Below are 12,735 nucleotides of genomic sequence, written 5' to 3'. Positions count from 1 at the left end.
GGGTCGGGGTCACGGCTGTCCGACCCTGATCCGCCGCACAGGCCCTAACGAGCGACCCGGCGTTGTCAGTGGTGGCTGACACCATCGGACGCATGACGACGATCGACTGGGACGCTGCCGCCGACTCCTTCGACGAGGAACCCGATCACGGGCTGCTCGACCCCGTGGTCCGCGCGGCCTGGGCGCGGAGACTGGAGAGCTGGCTGCCCGCCACGGGCTCCGACGTCCTCGACCTCGGGTGCGGCACCGGAAGCCTCGCGCTGCTCGCCGCCGACCGGGGCCACCGGGTCACGGCTGTGGACGCCTCACCGGTCATGGCGGACCGGGCCCGGGCCAAGCTCGCCGGGACCGGCGCCGAGGTGCTGGTCGGGGACGCGGGCCAACCCCCGGTCGGTGACCGCAGATTCGACGTGATCCTCGCCCGGCACGTGGTGTGGCTGCTGCCCGACCCGGAAGCCGCCCTGCGCCACTGGTTCGGCCTGCTGAGGCCCGGCGGCCGGCTGGTGCTGGTCGAAGGCGTCTGGGGCGGGGCGGGCATCCCGGCCGAGCGCCTGACCCGGCTGCTCGCACCGCTCTTCGAGCGCGTGCACCACGAGCCGCTCTCCGACGACCCGGCCCTCTGGGGCAAGAAGGTCGACGACGAGCGGTATGCCGTGCTCGCGCACACCCGGCCGCCGCACCGGCACAGCGAGGTCGTCGATGTCCATCTCATCCTGCGCCGCGGCTCCGAGATCCTGCTCGCCCGCCGCGCGGGCACGGGGTACGCGGACGGCCTGCTCCACGCACCGTCCGGCCATGTGGAGGGCGGCGAGGACGTCCGAGAGGCGGTGATCCGCGAGACCGCGGAGGAGATCGGTGTCGCCCTGGACCCGGAGGAACTGCGGGTGGCACTGGTCATGCAGCACCGCGGCCCCGGCGGCGCCCCGCGCATCGGCTGGTTCTTCGAGGCGGAGTACGACCCGTCCCGCCCGCCACGCAACGCCGAACCCGACAAGTGCTCGGAACTGACCTGGACCCCGCTCGACGCCCTCCCGGACGACATGGTCGCGTACTGCCGTGCGGGGCTGGACGGTTACCGGGCGGGCGAGCGCTTCCTGATCCACTGGCACGAGGACGGCGACCCGATCGCGTACGAGGCGCGGGGCCCCGGGCGCGCCGTCCCGCTGCCGGGCACGTGAAAAATTCAAGCCCGAGCCCGGCATGATCCAGACGAGAGGCCCTAGGCCAGCAGCGCGGCCAAGCCCTCCGTGCGGGCGAGTTGTTCCAGGTCGTCCAGGGCCCGGGTCGCGGCCCGGGCCGCCTCCGGGTCCCGGTCCGTGAGTCCGCTCGCCTCGAATTCGTCCTCGTCCAGGCGGAGGACGGATGAGCCGTCCGCCGATACCCACAGGTCGAGATCCAGGTCCTCGACCAGAAGTTCACCGTCCCGGATTACGGCCGGGCGGGTCACGTCGCAGTACCAGCCCTTCAGTACACCGTCACCGGTGCGGACCTCCTTCACCGCGAACCACCGGTCGCGCCAGTAGTGCTCGGTGAAGACGTCGCCCGGCTCGAATCGTACGAAGCCGAAGTCCCGGACTCCGGGCGCCGCCCAGGGCGCCCGCACCGTCACACGGTTGCCGTCGTCGCGGACCAGGTCCGCCGGGTAGCGGATCTTGGTCCGGCCCGCCTTTGTCAGGGCGACGGTCAGAGCGGCCGGTTCAGGCGAACGTGCGGACATGGCGTACCTCCGTGGCACAGATCTCGTAACCGAACCAGGAATTGATGGCCAGCATGGGGCCGTTGTCCGCGTCGTTGCCGGTGTACGCGTCCGTGTATCCCGCGGCCCTGGCCCGGTGCAGGGAGTCGTTCTTCACGAGCTTCGCCAGACCCCGGCCGCGGTAGGCCCGCCGGGTGCCGGTCATACCCGTGGAGTAGCGGGTCAGACCGTCCGTGGTGGCCGCGCTGAACGCCGCCACCACGCCGTCCACCACCGCGACCGAGGTGAGTTCACGGTCCAGGCCCGGATGGCGCCAGGTGTGGTTCAGCCAGTCCTCGTAGTCCGCGAGCTCGCTGGGGGTGTCGCTCGGCTCGTCCGCCGTCGTCTCCGCGTCCGCCTCGAACAGCGGTCGTGGGTCATCGGTGAAATCGGCGGCCGTACGCAACTCGACGCCCGCCGGGACCTCCTGGCGTTCCGGCAGTACGCCGTTCGCCAGATCGAGGTGCAGGAGGTGCGCGGGCCGGCTCGCCACGTAGCCGCGCCTGCGGGCGAACTCGCGGTTGGCCGGCTCGTCGAGCACCCATGTGTAGACCGCGACCGCGCCGGCCTCGGCGAGATACCCCTCGGCGGTGCTCAGCAGCAACGAGCCCGCCCCGCGCCCGAGCCGGTCCGGCCGGGTGTACGGATTGCAGAAGCCCTGACCGGGCTCCGGAGTGTCGTAGGAGAAGCCGACCTGCGCCGTGCCGATGATCTCCCCGTCCTCCTCGGCGACCAGCTGGCGGTACTTCTTGTCCGGGTGCGCATTGGCCAGGTCGTAGGCGACCTGTTCCGCGTTGGTCACCATGTACGGCAGCGCGGCACGCCGCACCGCCACCCACGCCTCCGCGTCGGCGGGCCGGATGTCGCGAACGATCACAGTCATGCGCCGGAGGCTACGCCGAGCGCGGCACCGGTCGCCTCCGATTTTCCGGCCGTGGGGGACAATCGTGCGGTGACCCTGAAGATCGCACTTGACCTGGATGCCGCCACCGCCCCGTACGAGCAACTGCGCACGCAGATCTCCGAACAGGCACGCTCCGGCGCCCTGCCCGTCGGCTACAGACTGCCGACCGTACGCGGCTTCGCCGAAGAGCTGGGCCTCGCCGCCAACACCGTCGCCAAGGCGTACCGGGCGCTGGAGGCCGACGGGGTGATCGAGACCCGTGGCCGCAACGGCACGTTCATCGCGGCCGCCGGGGACGCGGCGGACCGCAAGGCGGCGGCTGCCGCGCAGGAGTACGCGGAACAGGCGCGGCGGCTGGGGCTGTCGCGGGCGGAGGCGCTGTCGCTCGCGGAGGATGCGGTGCGGGCGGCGTACGTGCGGTGACCGGGGTCGCCGGACTGATCGGATGGGCCGGTGGCCCTGGTCGTTGCCTCGTCAGAGATACAGCCCCGAGTCCGCGCCCGCGTCCTGCTTCGGTACGGACGCCGGGCCGTTGCCGCGCCGCAGGGCGTACAGCTCGGCGAGTGTCGCGCCTTCCCGGCCCAGGCCTTCCTCCGTGCCCAGCCAGCCGGCCGACTCCTCACGGGTCAGTGAACCCACCTCGATCCGGGCCAGACAGCGGCCGGGCCTGACGACCGCCGGGTGGAGCCGCTCCAGGTCCTCGTTGGTCGTCACTCCGACCAGTACGTTGCGGCCCTGGCCCAGCAGCCCGTCCGTCAGATTCAGGAGCCGGGAAAGCGCCTGGCCCGCCGTGTGCTTGGCCTCGCCGCGGATCAGCTCGTCGCAGTCCTCCAGGAGCAGCAGCCGCCACCGCTCCTTGGACGTCCCGTCGTCCTCGCCGATCGCGATGTCCATCAGATAGCCGACGTCGTTGAAGAGCCGCTCCGGATCGAGTACGCAGTCGACCTGGCACCAGTCCCGCCAGGACCGGGCGAGCGTACGCAGCGCCGAGGTCTTTCCCGTGCCGGGCGGGCCGTGCAGCAGGAGGAGCCGGCCCGAGATGTCGTCCGGGGTCACCTTCATCAGCCGGTCCATCGCATCGGCCACCGGAGCCGTGTAGTTGCGGCGGACGTCCTCCCACGTACCGGCGGCGATCTGGCGGGTGGTGCGGTGCGGACCGCGGCGCGGGGAGACGTACCAGAAGCCCATGGTCACGTTCTCGGGCTGCGGCTCGGGTTCGTCCTGGGCGCCGTCCGTCGCCTGCCCCAGTACCTTTTCGGCCAGTTCCGGGCTGGTCGCGGTGACCGTGACATCGGCGCCCCGGTTCCACCGGGAGATCAGCAGCGTCCATCCCTCGCCCTCGGCGAGCGTGGCGCTGCGGTCGTCGTCACGGGCGGCCCGCAGCACCGTCGAGGCCGGGGGCAGCAGCGTTGCCGCCTTCTTGACGCGGTCGAGCGAGGAACTGTGCGCGTACGGCTGCTCGCCCGTCGCGAAGCGGCCGAGGAACAGCGCGTCGACGACATCGGCCGGTGAATCGCTGTCGTCGACATTCAGCCGGATCGGCAGTGCGGACTCGGGGTTGGCAGACATGGCGTCCATGATCCGGCACGCGACCATCCGGTGCACCCAGGTTTCGTCAGCCGGTGCCGTGCGACCGGCACCGACGTGATGCGCACTCAGGGGGGCGTCGACGCGCACTCAGGGGGGCGTCATGGAGCACTCGTTCAACGTTCTTGGCATGAACACTTCCAAAGATGCCGGAGGTACTGCTACCACGGAGTAGGCAGAAACCCTGCTCAAGGAGGTTCCATGAAAATGTCCAGACTCGTGGCGTTCTCGTCCTCTCTCCTCTTCGGTGCCGTCCTCGCCCTGACCGGGGTGGGTGCCGCTCACGCCGCAGAATCCGCGGCGGTCGACTACGTCGCACTCGGCGACTCCTACTCCTCCGGAGTCGGTGCCGGCAGCTACATCAGCTCCAGTGGCGACTGCAAGCGCAGCACCCGCGCCTACCCCTCGCTCTGGGCCGCCGCCAACTCGCCCACCTCGTTCGCCTTCACCGCCTGCTCGGGTGCCCGCACGAACGATGTGACGGCCGGCCAGCTCGGCCCGCTGAACTCCTCGACCGACCTGGTCTCGATCTCCATCGGCGGCAATGACGCGGGCTTCGCCGATGTCATGACCACCTGTGTCCTCCAGTCGGAGGCCACCTGTCTCAGCCGGGTCGCCACGGCCCGCGCCTATGTCGACTCGACCCTGCCCGGCAGGCTCGACTCCGTGTACTCGGCGATCAGCACCAAGGCCCCGGCCGCCCACGTCGTCGTCCTCGGCTACCCCCGCTTCTACAAGCTCGGCGGCAGCTGCCTCGCCGGCCTCAGCGAGAACGAGCGCGCCGCCATCAACGGAGCCGCCGACTACCTCAACGCGGCCACCGCCAAGCGCGCTGCCAACCACGGCTTCACCTTCGGTGACGTCGCACCGACCTTCACCGGGCACGAGATCTGCTCCGGCAGCGCCTGGCTGCACAGCGTGAACTGGCTGAACATCGGCGAGTCCTACCACCCCACCGCCGCCGGACAGTCGGGCGGCTATCTGCCCGTCCTGAACTCGGCCGCCTGACCGCACCCGCCCCGCTCGATCACTCTCCGGCCGACACCTCGGCCGTCGGGTGGGAGGCCCCGTCCGTCGGGGTCTCCCGCTCGCAGGTCACCGAGAACCCCACACCGTTCGACGTCACGGCGACGGGAGCGCGGACCTCCAGGACGATCGTCCCCCGGTACGTACCGTCGGGCGAACCATCCTGCTGGTACGTCAGTTCCGTGTGCGACACCTGCTTCGCCTCCCGGTCGCCCGCGGCGAAGTCCAGGGACTTCCAGCCAGGGTCGGAGCCCGTGCCCTCCTTGAGTGCCCAGCGGTACTCGACCGTCACCGGCGTACGCCCCACGGTGATGGTCGCGGTGACCGCCGGAGCGAGGTCCTGCGGCGGCGGGCAGCGGCCCTCGTAACTGCCGCGCACCGCGGTCAGATACACCGTCACCGACTGCGGCTGCTCCGTGGTCCCGCCGTGTCCGTTGCCCCCGTCCGTGCCCCCGCCGCCCTGCCGCGTACTCGCGGCGGGCCTCCCCGGGGTGCTCGCGGCCGTCTTGTCCGGAGTGCGCGTGACCGCGGCCGGAGCGCTGCTCGTCGCGCCCGGTGTCGCACCCGCGCCCTTGATTCCCGGGTCCTTCTCGTTGTTGTCCGCGAGCGCCCAGACGATCCCGCCCACCGCCAGCAGCACCGCCACCCCCAGGGCCGCCGCCGCACCGGCCCGACGCGGGCTGCCGGGAGGCGGAGCGTCGGGAGACGGGGTGCCGGGAGACGGGGTGCCGGTCGGGCGGGGTACGGGCGTGGCCGCCGTGTACGTTCCGGAACCCGGCAGCGGCGTCCCCGCCGTCACCGTCGGGCTCGACGGGCCGGCCGCCACGGTGTTCGCCGCCGTCCGGGCGCCGCCGGCCGCCACGACCCGTAGCAGCTGCTCGGCCTCCCCGGCGGCCAGTCGCTCGGCCGGGTCCTTGCGCAGGAGGCCCTCGATGACCGGCGCGAGCGCACCCGCCCTGCGGGGCGGCGGCAGTTCCTCGTCGACCACGGCCCGCAGTGTGCTCAGCGGGGTGGGCTGACGGAACGGGGAATTGCCCTCGGTCGCGGCGTACAGAAGCACTCCGAGCGACCACAGATCCGATGCGGGCCCCGGCGTGCGCCCCAGTGCGCGTTCCGGGGCGAGGAATTCGGGGGAGCCGATCAGTTCGCCCGTCATCGTGAGGGCGGACGAACCCTCCACCATGGCGATGCCGAAGTCGGTCAGGACCACCCGGCCGTCATTGGCGAGCAGGACGTTGCCCGGTTTCACATCGCGGTGCAGCACCCCGGAGCCGTGGGCGCTGCGCAGGGCCGCCAGCACCTCCGCGCCGATGCGCGCGGCCCGTTGCGGCGGCATGGGGCCCTCGGCGTCCAGCACCTCGGAGAGCGAGAGTCCCCGGATCAGCTCCATCACGATCCACGGGCGCGCGTCCTCGGTTGCCACGTCGTAGACGGTGACGACATTGCGGTGCGAGATACGGGCCGCCGCCCAGGCCTCCCGTTCGAGGCGGGCGTAGAGCCGCTGTACGTCCGGCCCAGGAAGCCCGGCGGGTGCCCGGACCTCCTTCACGGCGACCTCGCGCCCCAGCACCTCGTCGCGCGCCCGCCATACGATGCCCATCCCGCCCTGCCCCAGGGGCCCCAGCAGGCGGTAGCGCCCCGCGATCAGTCGTTCGTTGCCCGGCACTTCGCTCACGGTGATCCCCCATCAGCAGCGGCGACGGCAGCACGGCGAAACCCTTCCAAGTTAGCTCAACCCGGCGTCCACGATGCCCCCTTGTGCAGGGGCGATCCTTTGACGGCCCGACCTCCGACATGTCCAACTCGCCCTGGAATCAGCGAGATTCAGTAACTGGTCGTCAACCTCCGTATACGTGTGCGCAATCCTCCGACCGGGATTCACGAGTGCCGCCGAGGGGCGATAGGGTTAACCTGCCCGGGCCGGGTGCCCTCGTACGGGTGGGGAGTGACATGGAACAGATAACGGTGCGCAGCAGGGCGCGTGTGCCTGCCATCACGTGTGGGAGCAGTGCGACAAGTTCGCGCCTCGACCGCCATCTCGCAGTGCTCGGCGGCCCCGCCGTCCCGCAGCGCGAGTCGGCGGAAGCGACGCTGCTGATGCGTGAACTGACCTCGCGCGACGCCGCGCACACCCGCCGGAGCAGGAGCGCGCGTGTCTCGCTCTTCGCCCCGCTGCGGCGACTGCGGCGCTCGCTCTTCGGCAGCCGCCGCTGACCCGACGGCACGTCACCACTGATCCGGCCCCACCGCTCGGGGCGGTTCAGGCGATCACACCGTCCCGGCGCAGCACTGCAGTCTGCTCGTCCGTCATCCCCAGGGCCCGCAGGGTTGCGTCGGTATGTTCTCCCAGCGCCGGTACGGCGCCCATCCGGGCCTCCGCCCCGCCCGGCAGGGTGATGGGCGGCAGCAGTGCGCGCAGTGGCCCGACCGGTGACTCCACTTCCCGCCACCGGTCCCGGGCGGCCAGCTGGGGATGTGCCGCGACGTCGGCCACGGTGTTCAGCCGGGCGCAGGCGATTCCCGCCGCGTCCAGCTCGGCGAGTGCTTCCTTCCCGGTCAGTGCCGCCAGCGCACGCGCCACCACCGCGTCGGTCCGCTCCCGGTTCGCGGTCCTGGCCGCATTCGTGGCGAATCCCGGATCATCCGCCAACTCCGGCTGCCCCAGCACCTGTTCGGCCAGCCGCCGCCACTCCCGGTCGTTCTGTACGGAGAGCAGTACCCGTTCCCCGTCCGCCGTGGCATAGGCGTCGTAGGGCGCGATGACGGAGTGTGCGAGCCCCGTGCGCGCCGGGGATTCACCTCCGTGCATCCCGTGGTGCAGGGGGTGGCCCATCCACTCGGCCAGCGCGTCCAGCATGGAGACCTCCACGGGCCCGCCGCGCCCGGTGGTGGCGCGGCGCAGCAGGGCGGCGAGCACCCCCGAGAAGGCGTACATCGCCGCCGCGATATCGGCCGCGGGAACCCCGGCCTTCACCGGCTGCCCGGGAGTGCCGGTGACCGACACCAGGCCGGCCTCGCACTGGACGAGCATGTCGTAGGCCCGCTTGTGGGCGTACGGTCCCTCGGCCCCGTATCCGGAGATGTCGACGGCCACCAGGCGCGGATGTCCCGCACAGAGCGTGGCGGCGTCCAGGCCCAGCCGGGCGGCGGCTCCCTGAGCCAGGTTCTGTACGAACACATCGGCGCCCGCGATGAGTCGGCGCACCACGGCGAGGCCGCGTGGGTCCTTGAGGTCGACCGCCACGGACTCCTTGCCGCGGTTGCACCAGACGAAGTGGGAGGCGAGGCCCCGGGCCGCGGTGTCGTAGCCGCGGGCGAAGTCGCCGCCGTCCGGGCGCTCGATCTTGACGACCCTGGCGCCGAGGTCGGCCAGCTGCCGCGTGGCGAAGGGGGCCGCTACGGCCTGTTCGACGGCGACGACGGTCACACCTTCGAGGGGGAGGGGCTGAGTGCTCATGCGCCGTACTTACCGTGCATCCAGCAACTTTGTCACCCCCGGCCGGCCGCCGGGCGGCGTCGCCCCGGGCTCAGGCGCCGCCCCGCGTGTACCGCCGCACCGTGAGCGGTACGAACACGATGAGCATGACCGCGCACCAGGCCAGGGTGCCCGCGACCGGGTGGGCGACCGGCCAGGCGGCGTCGGCGGCCGGAGCCGCGTTGCCGAAGAGGTCACGAGTGGCCGCGGCCATGGCGCTGATCGGATTCCACTCCGTGACGGTGCGCAGCCACCCCGGCTGGTTGTCCGTCGGGACGTACGCGCTGGAGAGCAGCGGCAGGATGAAGGTGGCGCTGCCCAGCTGGCCTGCGGCCTCCTCCTTCCGGACGACCAGGCCCAGGAAGTAGCCCACCCAGGACGTCGCGAACCGGAAGAGGAGCAGCAGACCGAACGCGCCGAGCGCCGGAGCCCAGCCGCCCTCGATGCGCCAGCCCACCGCGAGCCCGACCAGCATCAGCGGAATCAGGCCCAGCGCCGTGGTCAGCACGTCGGCGGTGTTGGCCCCGAGCGGCACGGCGGCCCTGCTCATGGGCAGCGTACGGAAGCGGTCCATCACCCCGCGGTCGCAGTCCTGCGCTGCCGCGAACATCCCGATCATGATCCCGTTGGCGGCCGTCGCGGCGACGAGGCCCGGCACCAGGAAGGCGCGGTACTCCTGGCCCGGCATGGCCAGGGCGCTGCCGAAGACGTAGCCGAAGAACAGCAGCATCGTGATCGGCATGGTCTGGGTCAGGATCAGTACGCCGGGGGACGCCTTGAGCCGTTGCAGATGGCGGCCGGTCATGGCCAGTCCGTCGGCGATCAGGGTGCCGGTGGCGGGTGCCGGGTTGTGTTCGGCGACCAGGGCGGTGGCGCTCATGCTGCCTGCTCCTTCAGTTCGTTGCCGCTGGGGCCGCGTGCGGTGAGGCGGAGGAACACCTCGTCGAGCGTCGGCGGTCGCAGACTCGCGTCGATCACCGGCACGCCCGCGGCGTCCAGTTCGCGGACGATGCGCGGCAGGGTGAGGGTGGAGTCGGTCGTGACGGCGCCGACCGTGCGGCGTTCGTGGTCGAGCACCGGTTCGGTCCCGGTCAGCTGGTCCAGTACGCCCGCGGCGGGGGTGAGCGCCGAGGCATGCGCGACGACGACTTCCGCGTAACTCCCGATGCGGGCCTTGAGTTCGGCGGGGGTCCCGCGGTGGGCCGCCCTGCCGTGGTCGATGAGCACGATGTCGTCGGCCAGCCGGTCGGCCTCCTCCAGATACTGGGTGGTGAGCAGGACGGTGGTGCCCCGGTCCGCGAGTTCGCGCACGGCCGACCAGATCTGGTTGCGGCTCTGCGGGTCGAGTCCGGTGGTCGGCTCGTCGAGGAAGAGGACCTGGGGGCGGGTGAGCAGGCTGGCGGCGAGATCGAGGCGCCGGCGCATGCCGACGGAGTAGGTGCTGGCGGGGCGGTCGGCGGCCTCGGTCAGCTCGAAGCGTTCGAGGAGTGCGTCGGCGCGGGTGCGGCCGGCCTCGCCGTGGAAGCGGAGCAGCCGGGCGAAGAGGCGCAGGTTCTGCCGGCCGGTGAGATCGCTGTCGACCGATGCGTACTGCCCGGTGACTCCGATCGCCCCGCGCACGGCGGCGGCCTCACGCACCACGTCGTGCCCCGCGACCCTGGCGCTGCCGGCATCCGGGGCCGTCAACGTGGTGAGCACGCGGACAGCGGTGGTCTTGCCCGCGCCGTTGGGCCCCAGCACACCGCAGACGGTGCCTTCGGCCACGGCGAGGTCGAGTCCGCGCAGCGCGTGGACGTCCCCGTAGCGCTTCTCCAGACCCTCACTAAGTACAGCGTACGTAGTAGTCATGTGCCCACGGTACCGCACTACGTACGGTGTACGTAACTAGGATGGTGGGTGAGGTGGTGATCGATGGTGGGGCGACCCGCTGTACCCGAAGTGATCTGGGCCCGTCCCGAACGTGCGGGCCGTGGCCCCAGGCCGGCTTTCAGCAGGGCCGATATCGCGGCAGCCGGCGTGCGCATCGCCGACGCCGAAGGCATCGACGCGGTGTCGATGCGGAAGGTGGCGGCGGAGATCGGCTGCGGCACGATGTCGCTGTACAACTACGTGCCCCGCAAGGAAGACCTGCTGGAGCTGATGTTCGACGCGATCAGCGCCGAGTACGACCTGACGGCCCGGCCGTCGGAGGACTGGCGGGCCGCCGTCGTCGCGCTGGCCCACCAGACACGCGCGCTGATGCACCGCCACCCCTGGGTGCCGGGGCTGATGTCGGGCGTCTACGGCTTCAGCCCGAACGTACTGGCCTTCCTGGAGCACGCGCTGAGCCTCCTGGACGGGCTCGACGTGCGCTTCGGCGAGAAGATGGAGCTGATCGCCCTCGTCCAGGGCGTGGTCACCACGTTCGTGGCCAACGAGATCGCCACGGCGGAGCACAGCCGGTCCCTGCCGTGGACCGAGGAGCAGGAGAAGGCTGCCCGCACCAGCTATCTGATCAGCCAGATCTCCACCGGGAAGTACCCGCGCATGGCGGCCGGATTCGCCGAGGACCCCGGACCGGTCGATCCGGACCTGTTCTTCGAACGGGCCCTGGGCAGGGTGCTGTCCTCCTTCGGCCGCTGAGACGTGGTCACAGCAGCGCGAACTGCCCCTCCGGGCCCTCCTCGTGGTGGTCGAGTACGGAGGCGGGGCGGCGGGCACCCGCCGGGACCGGCAGTATCCCGGCCGCCCGCAGTTCGCTCCGGGAGAGCTTCGGAGCCTGTGCGAGCCGGTCGCGCAACGCCTCCTGATGAGGGCGGAGGCCGTCGAGCAGCGCGAGCACGGTGATCAGTTCGAGCAGCTCCGAGGTCCACTCCCGCGGCCAGCCGCGCGGGCGCAGCGCCTCCAGGCCGTCCCCCGCGGGCACCGCTGTACGCCGCTCGAACCAGAGCTCCAGCATCCGTACGCCGTCCACCCGGAACGCCCAGGCCCCGGCGGGAACGGGTGAGATGTGCCCCTCGCCGAGACTCAGTACCTCGGTGTCCGGGTCGTAGCGCAGCTCAGTCGGCTGCGGCGGTACGGCGGCACGCACATAGGGGCGGCGGCCACCCGGCAGCCGGGGGCGCTCCCCGCCGCGCGCGCCGCGCAGCTGGAGGCGCAGGAGTTCCCTGCCCACCTCGACACCGGCCGACCAGAGCGCGCTGTCGGCGGGCAGCGGTACGTGGCACCCGGCGGGCGAGGGCCGGGCGACGGCGAGCGACCACGCGAGGACGGCTTCCGCGGTGACCTCGTGCCCGCCGGTGTCCCCGTACCGTGCGCGCAGCAGGCCGAGCAGGCCGGGCGCCAGATTGGGTTCGCGGCCGCCGGGCCGCCGGTGGAGCGGGCGAATGCGGCCGGGGCGGCCTGCGGGGGAGTGCCCGTCGGGCAGTAGCGCCGTCACGGACAGGGCGGGACCGTCCGCCTGCGGTACGTGTCCGTGCTCGACGGCGAAGAGCTGGTGCTCGTCCGCAACCCGCCACAGCTCGGGGCGGGCCGCGTCGATCAGCCGGTGGTCGGGGATCAGCCACTGCTCGTCGAACGGGCCGTGCAGGACCCGGACCGGTTCCGGGTACGGCCCCGGCTCGCGGGCGAATCTGCCCGTCGCGGTGGTCTGCCCCGGCAGCGCGGCGACCGCCGTGCGCGGTGTACGGAGACGGCTGGGCCGGAACAGCCGGTCCTGCTCGGCACCCTCGGCCCGGACCAGCAGGTCCCAACGGGCCCTGAGTGTCGCCGCGTCGGGGGCGGTCACCCAGGGGCGGCCCGTCCGCAGCGGCCGTACCGACCACGGCATCAGCTCGTCGAGCAGCGGGACGTCCTCGTCCCCGCCGGCTCCGGCCGCCACCCGCGCTGCCACCGTGTCGTCCTCCCCGTCACCAGGTCCGCCGGACAGACCCGAGGGGCCTGTCCGGCGGATCATGGCCGGGGTCACGGCGTCTGGCCCAGCACCTCGCGGCGTTGCCGGAGCGTCCGCATAGCTCCGCTATGCGGACG

General features: G+C 72.0%; 12 protein-coding genes and 1 pseudogene. 5 read left to right on the top strand and 8 right to left on the bottom strand.

Annotated features, from left to right (window positions below; genetic code table 11):
- Positions 1–92: 92 nt before the first annotated feature.
- A pseudogene (locus ACFT7S_RS38285) lies at positions 93–1,169 on the top strand (methyltransferase domain-containing protein); the annotation flags it as partial.
- Between the two features lie 50 nt (positions 1,170–1,219).
- Here the strand turns inward: ACFT7S_RS38285 and ACFT7S_RS38280 are convergent.
- Positions 1,220–1,717 (bottom strand): DUF402 domain-containing protein, encoded by a 498-nt coding sequence (locus ACFT7S_RS38280; RefSeq protein ID WP_382741074.1) that lies wholly within the window; start codon positions 1,715–1,717, stop codon positions 1,220–1,222.
- Positions 1,698–2,618 carry a GNAT family N-acetyltransferase gene (locus ACFT7S_RS38275; protein WP_382741071.1) on the bottom strand — a complete coding sequence of 307 codons (921 nt, stop codon included), beginning with the start codon at positions 2,616–2,618 and terminating at the stop codon, positions 1,698–1,700. Before ACFT7S_RS38275 ends, ACFT7S_RS38280 begins: the two co-directional genes overlap by 20 nt.
- Before the next feature lie 69 nt (positions 2,619–2,687).
- On the opposite strand from ACFT7S_RS38275, the gene ACFT7S_RS38270 reads away from it, so the two are divergent.
- Positions 2,688–3,062: a GntR family transcriptional regulator gene (locus ACFT7S_RS38270; RefSeq protein ID WP_382741069.1), complete on the top strand. Its 375-nt coding sequence runs from the start codon at positions 2,688–2,690 to the stop codon at positions 3,060–3,062.
- Between the two features lie 51 nt (positions 3,063–3,113).
- Here the strand turns inward: ACFT7S_RS38270 and ACFT7S_RS38265 are convergent, their stop codons facing one another.
- Positions 3,114–4,208 (bottom strand): DUF5925 domain-containing protein, encoded by a 1,095-nt coding sequence (locus ACFT7S_RS38265; protein ID WP_382741066.1) that lies wholly within the window; start codon positions 4,206–4,208, stop codon positions 3,114–3,116.
- A 219-nt stretch (positions 4,209–4,427) separates the two neighbouring features.
- On the opposite strand from ACFT7S_RS38265, the gene ACFT7S_RS38260 reads away from it, so the two are divergent.
- Complete coding sequence (locus ACFT7S_RS38260; protein ID WP_382741063.1) at positions 4,428–5,234, top strand: SGNH/GDSL hydrolase family protein; 807 nt, start codon at positions 4,428–4,430, stop codon at positions 5,232–5,234.
- A gap of 19 nt (positions 5,235–5,253) precedes the next feature.
- Here the strand turns inward: ACFT7S_RS38260 and ACFT7S_RS38255 are convergent, their stop codons facing one another.
- Positions 5,254–6,927, bottom strand: a complete 1,674-nt coding sequence (locus ACFT7S_RS38255; protein ID WP_382741060.1) for a protein kinase — start codon at positions 6,925–6,927, stop codon at positions 5,254–5,256.
- 275 nt (positions 6,928–7,202) lie between these two features.
- On the opposite strand from ACFT7S_RS38255, the gene ACFT7S_RS38250 reads away from it, so the two are divergent.
- On the top strand, positions 7,203–7,466 hold the full coding sequence (locus tag ACFT7S_RS38250) for a hypothetical protein (RefSeq protein ID WP_362840772.1): 264 nt from the start codon (positions 7,203–7,205) through the stop codon (positions 7,464–7,466).
- Between the two features lie 46 nt (positions 7,467–7,512).
- Here ACFT7S_RS38250 and ACFT7S_RS38245 read toward each other — a convergent pair whose 3' ends face one another.
- From ACFT7S_RS38245 to ACFT7S_RS38235, 3 genes are all read right to left on the bottom strand, one after another.
- A complete protein-coding gene (locus ACFT7S_RS38245) occupies positions 7,513–8,709 on the bottom strand; it encodes a CaiB/BaiF CoA transferase family protein (protein WP_382741056.1) in 1,197 nt (398 codons plus the stop codon).
- A 70-nt stretch (positions 8,710–8,779) separates the two neighbouring features.
- A complete protein-coding gene (locus ACFT7S_RS38240; protein WP_382741053.1) occupies positions 8,780–9,607 on the bottom strand; it encodes an ABC transporter permease in 828 nt (275 codons plus the stop codon).
- The gene (locus tag ACFT7S_RS38235) at positions 9,604–10,575 is read right to left on the bottom strand and encodes an ATP-binding cassette domain-containing protein (RefSeq protein ID WP_382741050.1); all 972 of its coding nucleotides are present in this window, start codon (positions 10,573–10,575) and stop codon (positions 9,604–9,606) included. Before ACFT7S_RS38235 ends, ACFT7S_RS38240 begins: the two co-directional genes overlap by 4 nt.
- 63 nt (positions 10,576–10,638) lie before the next feature.
- Here ACFT7S_RS38235 and ACFT7S_RS38230 point away from each other — a divergent pair, with 63 nt between their 5' ends.
- Positions 10,639–11,349 (top strand): TetR/AcrR family transcriptional regulator, encoded by a 711-nt coding sequence (locus ACFT7S_RS38230; protein WP_382741047.1) that lies wholly within the window; start codon positions 10,639–10,641, stop codon positions 11,347–11,349.
- A 7-nt stretch (positions 11,350–11,356) separates the two neighbouring features.
- On the opposite strand, the gene ACFT7S_RS38225 is transcribed toward ACFT7S_RS38230, so the two are convergent.
- Positions 11,357–12,598, bottom strand: coding sequence for a type ISP restriction/modification enzyme (locus ACFT7S_RS38225; protein WP_382741077.1), 1,242 nt, complete (start codon positions 12,596–12,598; stop codon positions 11,357–11,359).
- Between the last annotated feature and the right edge of the window lie 137 nt (positions 12,599–12,735).

The sequence above is a fragment of the Streptomyces sp. NPDC057136 genome (assembly GCF_042670885.1).
In the GTDB taxonomy this organism is placed as follows: Bacteria; Actinomycetota; Actinomycetes; order Streptomycetales; family Streptomycetaceae; genus Streptomyces.
This window is presented reverse-complemented; position numbering and strand designations above follow the sequence as displayed.